Source organism: Acinetobacter sp. UBA3025 (assembly GCF_002367915.1).
Classification (GTDB): domain Bacteria; phylum Pseudomonadota; class Gammaproteobacteria; order Pseudomonadales; family Moraxellaceae; genus Acinetobacter.
This window is the reverse complement of record NZ_DFDO01000225.1, coordinates 1-8561: the sequence shown is the minus strand read 5'-3', so window position 1 is coordinate 8561 and position 8561 is coordinate 1. Positions and strand designations below refer to the sequence as shown.

Here is an 8561-nt window from a genome sequence, read left to right as displayed (position 1 = left end):
AGATAGCCTTGACCTAAATTTACAGGCTTTGCATCAGGCTTAGGTTGAAAATTTAGGTCAAGGCTATCTTTGGCGATTAGCCGTAGATCATCCAGCCCAAAGAGCCCTACCTTGTGTACATCGGGCTCCGGTTGAAAATGAGGGTGAATATCGATTGCTTTTGATTTGTTAAATTCGATACAAATCTTAAAAATGAGAAAATCCACATTATCTTATTGTCATTTTTCTCATTTTCATTCAAGCAAATTCTAACTGTCCAACCGAATGGTAAGTACGATTAAAATACACCAGGCTCTGATCTTGTTCGCTCCGTTGAATCGCAACCACTCGACACATAAAGATACTATGTGTCCCTACTTGCTGGATATTCTCGATTTCACAGTCAAAACTCACTAATGCATCGCCTAGTACAGGTGAGCCTGTTTTTAGTATTGTCCAAGAACCTAATTGAAATCTTCGTTCAGAACTGAATTTGCTGGATGCGAATGCATTAGAAATCTGTTCGTGCTGTGGACCTAAGACGTTCACTGACAAAATTTTGTTCTCAATAAAATGCACATGTGAACGAGATGACTGATTCATACAGACCAGCAATGTCGGTGGTGTATCAGTCACGCTGCATACTGCAGATGCCGTAAAACCATGCATTCCTGTCTCACCCGAGGTTGTAATGACATTCACTGCTGTGGTGAGTAAGGACATGGCATTTCTAAAGTCAGTCGCTTCAATCATCTCTTAAATCCCTAATTGACTATCGCTTTGATGAAGAGCGGTAAAAGTACATGTATTACTTAGACAGCTCTTAAGACAACTGAATACTCAGGTTGTGAGTTCTTGACGAACAATAGCTGCGCCAGCACTTAAAGCATTCAGTTTGCCCTGTGCGACTTGACGCGATAAAGGTGCCATACCACAGTTGGTTGAAGGATACAGCTTGTCAGCATCCACGAACTGAAGCGCCTTTCGTAAAGTATCTGCAACCTGTTCTGGTGTTTCAATTTGATTGGTTGCGACATCTATGGCGCCGACCATGACTTTTTTGCCACGAATCAATTCAATCAGATCCATTGGTACATGAGAGTTTTGGCATTCAAGTGAAACAATGTCGATCTTAGACTTTTGCAGTTTCGGAAAAATTGCTTCGTATTGGCGCCACTCTGAACCTAAAGTCTTTTTCCAGTCCGTATTGGCTTTGATACCGTAACCATAGCAGATGTGTACTGCTGTTTCACATTTCAGACCTTCAAGCGCTCGTTCTAATGTGGCAATGCCCCAGTCATTTACTTCATCAAAAAATACATTAAATGCAGGCTCATCAAACTGGATGATATCTACACCTGCTGCTTCGAGTTCAAGTGCTTCCTGATTCAGGATTTTTGCAAATTCCCAAGCCAGTTTTTCACGGCTCTTATAATGAGCATCATAAAGCGTATCGATCATGGTCATTGGACCCGGCAACGCCCATTTGATTGGCTGCTTAGTTTGACTACGCAAGAACTTGGCATCATCTACAAATACAGGTTTCTTGCGAGCGACAGCACCCACGACGGATGGCACACTCGCATCATAACGATTTCGAATACGCACCGTCTCACGCTTTTCGAAATCCACACCTTCCAGATGTTCAATAAAGGTGGTCACGAAGTGCTGACGGGTTTGTTCGCCATCACTGACGATATCAATGCCTGCCTGTAGTTGCTCATGTAGGGACAAGCTCAAAGCATCTCGCTTGGCTTCAAGGAGCTGCTCGCCTTCCAGTTTCCAGGGTGACCAAAGTTGCTCAGGTTCGGCAAGCCAAGACGGTTTCGGCAAGCTGCCAGCTGTAGATGTTGGGAGTAAAATGCTCATGTCTAATCTTCTATCTCTATATTCGTTAATTTATTTCTTCATTCAGGCAGTATGCTCTTGATGAGCATTATCTACAGTAAAATTTGCGGCCCACTTTTCAAGAATGTCTTTATACGGCTTAATAAAATTTTCTTCTGTCCATTTGCCCTGCTTAACTGCTAATTGACTACGCTCCACACGGTCGTAAACGATTTGTGTCAACGAATAATCCTGATAATTCAGGCTTGGTTGATAGATCAAACCTGCAGGCGAATTGGTGTTGTAAATTTCAGGACGATAAATCTTCTGGAAACTTTCCATGGTACTGATCGCACTGATAAGTTCGAAGTCCGTGTAATCACGCAATAAGTCACCGGCAAAATAGAATGCCAACGGTGCATTGCCATGTTCAGGTTTGAAATAGCGAACGCTTAAGCCCATCTTCTTAAAGTATGCATCTGTACGTGAATAATCATCATTTTTATATTCCACACCGAGTACAGGATGCACATGTGCAGTACGGTAATAGGTTTTCGTGGTAGATACACTCAGGCAAATCACCGGCTGTTTCTTAAACTCGGCTTTAAACACATCTGAATGAATTAAATGCTGATAAAGTTTGCCGTGCAAATCACCAAAGTCGTCAAGCTTTGCATCAGTTTTATCGCTGATGGATGGCAATACAACGCTAAAGTCATAATCACGTACATAAGATGAAAAGCTATTGCCAATCATGCCTTCAATGCGCTCATTGGTTTTATGATCAATGACGGTACTTTTCAGCATCTCGATAAAAGGGAAAGTTTGACCATGGCCTTCGACATCAAGTTCCGCAGAGATAATGTCAATTTCAAGGGAATAACGGTCGCCTTTAGGATTATCACTTGTCGCTAATGAATTAAAACGCTGATTAATCATGGCCAGAGTTCTGCGCAGATTTTCCTGTCGACTTTCACCACGTGCCAGATTGGCAAAGTTTGTGGTTAAACGTGTTTTGTCTGCTGGTTGATAATTTTCATCAAAACGGATGTGCTTGATTGAGCATGTAAATTGATTACCCATGGAGATTCACTATCCTAAATTTTTAAATAAAGCCAAATTTCTGTATGACTTTATTTAAACGTAAATCTAAAGATGAGTAAAACGATATAAATTCAGTAAAAGATGAGAAAAATTCACTATAGCGAAATTAATTGTATGAATACCTATTCAAAATTAAATTGGACGAAATACAGTTTCTTATTCAAAAATTAATGTAGATCACCTTTTGTAAAAATAAGCTATCAAGTTAATTTTAAAGGCAGAAGTTATTGATATATTTTTGCAGCTGGTTCTTAGCAATAGTACCTAGTTTGCATCTTTTATTTTAACGACACACAACTTCTTCGTATAAGAAGAACCTACATCAATATAGTGGCAATTATCAAGTTGGGTATGTTCTTTTACAATCGTATGACCCAGATAGATCTCATCGATATTTTTAACGGTTCCATAGCGATAAGAATGATTGCGAATTCTCCCTCTACCCCAAAGAGCATTGGTATATGCTGAAGTTAAGCCTGGAATTCTATTTTCACCTTTTGCAATTTTCTTTTTAAATACATTCCAGTCATTAAGCGCAATATCTGCGTGTAAAATGCCAATCTTTTTATGTTTTAGGTTTAGTTCAATGGCCAAAGGAAGTGCAGAAAAAATTTCACTGAGTTCATCCTGTTTTTCGGTTGATAAAAGATAGAACCACTCACCACCATTCTGCGCATGCATATCTTGAATCCATGCATCGTCACGGCCCTTGATACACATTTCCTCATGATTGCCGCGAACACAATAAAACCAGGGCTGACTTAGCAATGAAACGCATTCCAGGTTTTCATTACCACGATCGACCAGATCTCCGGTACAAATCAGTAGATCTTTCTCAAAATTAAAATGAACTTTCTCTAATTCTTGCATGAGCAAGCTATAACAACCATGCAGATCCCCAACCACATATATGGCAGAGAAATCAGATCCATCAATTACCTTAGTTAAAGTGTTCATAAGTATCTTCTATAACATGGAACCCTGTCTGCCAAACCTGAAGCAAAAGATGATTCTTAAATCATATCTTTTAATTTTAATGCTGTTTAAAACCTTAAAGATGATTTTTTAACATTATTTATCTACTACAATTAAATTATTTTTAGTCATAAAACCCTTTGTAAAATATAGGAAAGTTCACATAATGTTAACTTTTGTATAAATATATTATTTTTTTGTAAGTTTAAGCTTACATCGATTGGAGCAAATACTCTATATCCTGTTTCCTCAATTTTTGACATTATGTTTCACATAAAGAGTCAGCAAGGAAAGCTGATAATAATCGCATTACAATGATAATAAAGTCGAAAGACAGCGAACTTACTGGGATGGTAAGTGATAAAAGTAGAGACTACAGCCGCTAAGCCTTATAGTTTTGGGAGAGACTATAAGGCTTTTATTTTATTAGCATCTACTTATTTATTGATTCGGTGATACTCGCCAAATCACGTTCCCTACATCATCAGCAACTAATATTGCGCCTTGAGCATCTGTAGCTACACCCACAGGCCGACCAAATGCATCTCCATTTTTGCTTAAAAATCCGGTCAGAACCTCTTGAGGCTGACCAGAAGGCTGACCATTTTGAAATGGCACAAAAATAACTTTATAACCACTATGAGGTTTCCTATTCCAGGAACCATGCTGGCCAATGAGTGCACCATCACGATATTGGGATATTAAATTAGCCTTATAAAATGTCAGACCCAGTGATGCAGTATGATTTCCCAAGGCATAATCTGGCTTAATTGCTTTCGCGACCAGTTCAGGCTTTTGCGGTTTTACCCGGGTATCCACATGCTGGCCATAATAACTATAAGGCCAGCCATAAAAAGCGCCATCTTTTACTGAGGTCATATAATCAGGAACCAGATCATTGCCCAGCTCATCACGCTCATTCACTACAGTCCATAAGGCTCCACTCTGAGGCTGCCAGTCCATGCCATTGGGATTACGCAGGCCTGTAGCAAACGGCCGGGCTTGACCTGTAGAAAGGTCCAATTCCATGATCAGGGCGCGTCCTTCTTCCTGAGCTATGCCATTTTCAGCCACATTACTATTAGAGCCTACCGTAATGTAGAGCTTCTTGCCTGCAGGATTGGCAATAACATTTTTCGTCCAGTGATGATTTAAAGGGCCTGCAGGCAAGTCTAATACATTAGTTCCTTTTTCTTTGATCTGGGTCATACCTGGCTGATAAGAGAATCGCACTAAAGCATCTGTATTTGCGACATAAAGCATATTACCCACTAAGGTCATTCCAAACGGCGAGTTTAAATTTTGCAGAAATACCGTTTTCTGGTCAGCAATGCCGTCTTGATTACTGTCACGCAACAGGCTAATACGGTTGGCGCTCGGATAGGATGATCCTGCTCTTCTCATCACCATTTTCATGATTTTGCCTTTAATGCCTTTACTATCTTCGGGCTTAGGCGGAGCATCGGTTTCAGCCACCAGTACATCTCCATTCGGCAATACATATAACCAGCGCGGGTGTTGAAGGCCTTGTGCGAATGCTTGCACTTTTAAACCTGGTGCTGGCGTCGGCATGACACCTTCAGGCCAACCTTTTGCAGGGGCAATGTTGACGACCGGAAACAGTCTTGATTTTGGTTCAGGTAAAGACGGCTGAGCGCCATAACTATCTGTTACAGGTGTTTTGGATGAAACTGTACAGCCGGTAAATGCCAATATGATTACGGTACTTAAGGCTGATAGGAGAAATTGAGCCGCCATGGTATTTCCTTGCTTTTTGTTTTTATCTCTCCCATTTTAAAAGGCAGTTGAAGTTGTAATGATATAGTTCTTGTAGTTTCTGGTTGTGGATTGATTGCCGTAAATATACTAGTGACGCAAGCTGCCCAAAGCATAGAACACGGTCTAATTTTTTACTTATATTCACTCCAATCTTCTTAAATAAATGGCCATGCAATACTTAATAAAAGTAAAAGTCCTAATACAGCACAACTGATTTGCCAGAAACGTAAAGGATCACGTTCAATCATGGTAGGAGCTTTGGATTTTAATAATTCCTTGGATGGGTGTTCCAGATCATGGATCAATTCAGTCAATGCCTCATAACGATGCATCGGCTCGATATTCAGTGCCTTTTTTAGAATCTGGTCTAACCAGAGTGGTAAATCCGGCCGATATTTTTGAATGGAATGATATTGAACTTTTTTCATCTGTTTCAATGACTTACATCGATCTAAATCTATACCATAAGGAAGCTGTTTAGTCAGTAAATAATAAGCCATGGCTGCCAAAGAAAATTGATCGGACTGAATCGATGGTGAATGTTCAATGAAATATTCAGGCGCCATAAATGCCAAGGTACCAAGTGGCCGATTCACATGTTTAGGATTAATTTCGACTAAACCTCGTACAGCAGTTGAACCATAATCAATCAGTTTGACTTTAAGTGTATTATCAACGTTTAAGACCATAATATTTTCAGGACGTACATCTTGATGCAACATTTCCAGTCGGTGCATTGCATTTAAGGCCAATGCTGTTTGCTGCAAAATAGGGAGAATATCTTCCATCTGCAAAGGCTTTTTCTGTTGATGCAGCCAGCGATCTAAGGTTTCTCCCTGCAAATATTCATAACTCTGGAATAAATATTTTTTCTCTGATTGATGCGTATAACATTGCAGCAGATTTTCGTGCTTAAGACGCTTTGAAACCCAGTCTTCAAGTTGAAACTGTTCAACAGCCTGTTCATCTTGTTGTAAATCTACTGCCAGAGTTTTAATCACTAGCGGTTGCCGATCATGATCGTGTGCCAAATACAGGCAACTGCGGTGATTTTGGTGCAGGATTTTGTCAATGGCATAGCCTTCAAATGCTTCACCTTTGCTGAGCTGGGGGGGAAAGACATAATCCTGGTGCATATAAAACTGATCTGGTTCAGGCAACTGCTCAATACGGAGCACTTGAAGACTTAAATTATCATCACTGCCCTGTTTTAAAGCCTGTTCAACCAGGAATTTGGCAAGCTGATTTAAGTGATCTGCTGCTAAGGTGAAATCTAATAATTGTTGGTCTGTAACAAACTCATAAACCCCATCAGTCATGAGTAAAAAGACATCTTTTTCTTTTAGTTCAAGGCTTTGATAATCAATTTCAATACGATAATCCACCCCTAAGGCACGACTGAGATAATGTTCTGTCGAAGACAGACAGACACGATGATCATGGGTTAATAATTCAATTTCACCATCTCGGATTCGATAGATACGACTATCACCGACATGAAAAATATGTGCCTGATGCTGCTTTAAAATCAGTGCAGATAAGGTACAGACATAGCCCCGGTCTTTATCGAAACGTCCCTGACTTTGTTGAGTTTGTGCATATAACCATGAATTAGTGGCACGAATCACCCGTGCTGCTGAAGTCTGAGTGCTCCAGGCATCCGAAGTCGAATAATAATCAGAGAGAAAACTGCTAACGGCTGTTTCTGCGGCAATGTGACTGACATTGCTACTGCCGATCCCGTCAGCAATCGCACAGGCTATACCTTTTTGCTTCAGTACATGACCTTCTGGCAAATAGATGCCATAAAAATCCTGATTCTGATCTTTAATACCAGCCGTCGAATATTGTCCAATAGCGACTTTTAATGTTTTTTTCATATTGAAAACTCAAAAAAGGGATCATATTGATCCCTTTAAAAATGATTCATTATTAGAATTCTTTTTTCGCGCCAGTACGTACATGTGTGGTGTAAAGTGCCAGACCTGTTAAGGCTAAACCACCGACCAGATTACCTAAAGCAACCGGTAATTCATTCCACAGGAAATAATCTGCAATCGAGAAGTCACCACCCATCATCATGGCAAATGGGAACAGGAACATGTTTACCACTGAATGTTCAAAGCCCATGGCAAAGAACAGCATCACTGGCATCCACATTGCGATGAACTTGCCACTCACTGTAGTAGACATCATTGCGCCAATCACACCTAAAGACACCATCCAGTTACACAGCATGCCGCGAATAAAAATAGTCATCCAACCTGAGAAACCATAAGCCGCATAACCTAAGGTCCGGTCTTCACCAATATGAGAAATCTTTTCACCGACTGGATTTGGATCAGTCGCAAAGCCCATGGTATAAACAACAGCCATCAGGACTGCAACAACTAAACACCCAGTAAAGTTACCTAAAAATACCAGTCCCCAGTTTTTTAAAATGCGTGCCCAAGTTACGCCAGGACGTTTATCCAGCCATGCCAGCGGTGTCAATACAAATACCCCAGTCAGCAAGTCATAGCCCAATAAATACAACATGCAGAAGCCGACAGGAAACAGTAATGCGCCAATCAGTGGCACACCAGTTTGCACTGCAATCGTAATTGCAAATACGGCTGCCAAGGCCAAAATCGCACCTGCCATAAAGGCACGAATCAAAACATCACGGGTTGCCATATGAAGCTTGGATTCACCCGCATCTACTACTTTTTTTGCAAACTCCGCAGGAGCAAGATATGCCATGTTGTCGTCCTCTTTTTCAATATACGGACCTGTTTTTCGAAAAAAAGACGCCTAAGATCACTGAAGACCTTAGGCGCCGTTGCCTTGAATATTAGAACAGGTAATGGTGAATGGCGTCGTTGCCATGTATATCGAAATAGAAGCAAAAGCTGTGC

7 protein-coding genes and 1 pseudogene are annotated in these 8561 nt (G+C 40.6%); 1 reads left to right on the top strand and 7 read right to left on the bottom strand.

All coding sequences use genetic code 11. From position 1 onward, the window contains the following. Positions 1-49: 49 nt before the first annotated feature. A pseudogene (locus B4J23_RS09530) lies at positions 50-172 on the top strand (DUF1826 domain-containing protein); the annotation flags it as partial. 65 nt (positions 173-237) lie between these two features. Here the strand turns inward: B4J23_RS09530 and B4J23_RS09525 are convergent. The 7 genes from B4J23_RS09525 to B4J23_RS09495 all read right to left on the bottom strand — a co-directional run bounded on the left by B4J23_RS09525 (position 238) and on the right by B4J23_RS09495 (position 8406). Next, complete coding sequence (locus tag B4J23_RS09525) at positions 238-732, bottom strand: flavin reductase (RefSeq protein WP_159123555.1); 495 nt, start codon at positions 730-732, stop codon at positions 238-240. Positions 733-819: 87 nt separating this feature from the next. Next, entirely contained in the window at positions 820-1848 is a 1029-nt protein-coding gene (locus B4J23_RS09520) for a methionine synthase (protein WP_291360240.1), read from the bottom strand. A gap of 42 nt (positions 1849-1890) precedes the next feature. Then, positions 1891-2889, bottom strand: coding sequence for a putative oxygenase MesX (locus B4J23_RS09515; protein ID WP_291360238.1), 999 nt, complete (start codon positions 2887-2889; stop codon positions 1891-1893). Positions 2890-3174: 285 nt separating this feature from the next. Next, positions 3175-3867 (bottom strand): metallophosphoesterase, encoded by a 693-nt coding sequence (locus B4J23_RS09510; protein WP_291360236.1) that lies wholly within the window; start codon positions 3865-3867, stop codon positions 3175-3177. A gap of 459 nt (positions 3868-4326) precedes the next feature. Next, positions 4327-5643: a PQQ-dependent sugar dehydrogenase gene (locus B4J23_RS09505; protein WP_180131621.1), complete on the bottom strand. Its 1317-nt coding sequence runs from the start codon at positions 5641-5643 to the stop codon at positions 4327-4329. A gap of 176 nt (positions 5644-5819) precedes the next feature. After that, the gene (locus B4J23_RS09500) at positions 5820-7544 is read right to left on the bottom strand and encodes a bifunctional protein-serine/threonine kinase/phosphatase (protein WP_291360232.1); all 1725 of its coding nucleotides are present in this window, start codon (positions 7542-7544) and stop codon (positions 5820-5822) included. 52 nt (positions 7545-7596) lie between these two features. After that, the gene (locus B4J23_RS09495; protein ID WP_004785766.1) at positions 7597-8406 is read right to left on the bottom strand and encodes a formate/nitrite transporter family protein; all 810 of its coding nucleotides are present in this window, start codon (positions 8404-8406) and stop codon (positions 7597-7599) included. Positions 8407-8561 lie beyond the last annotated feature (155 nt).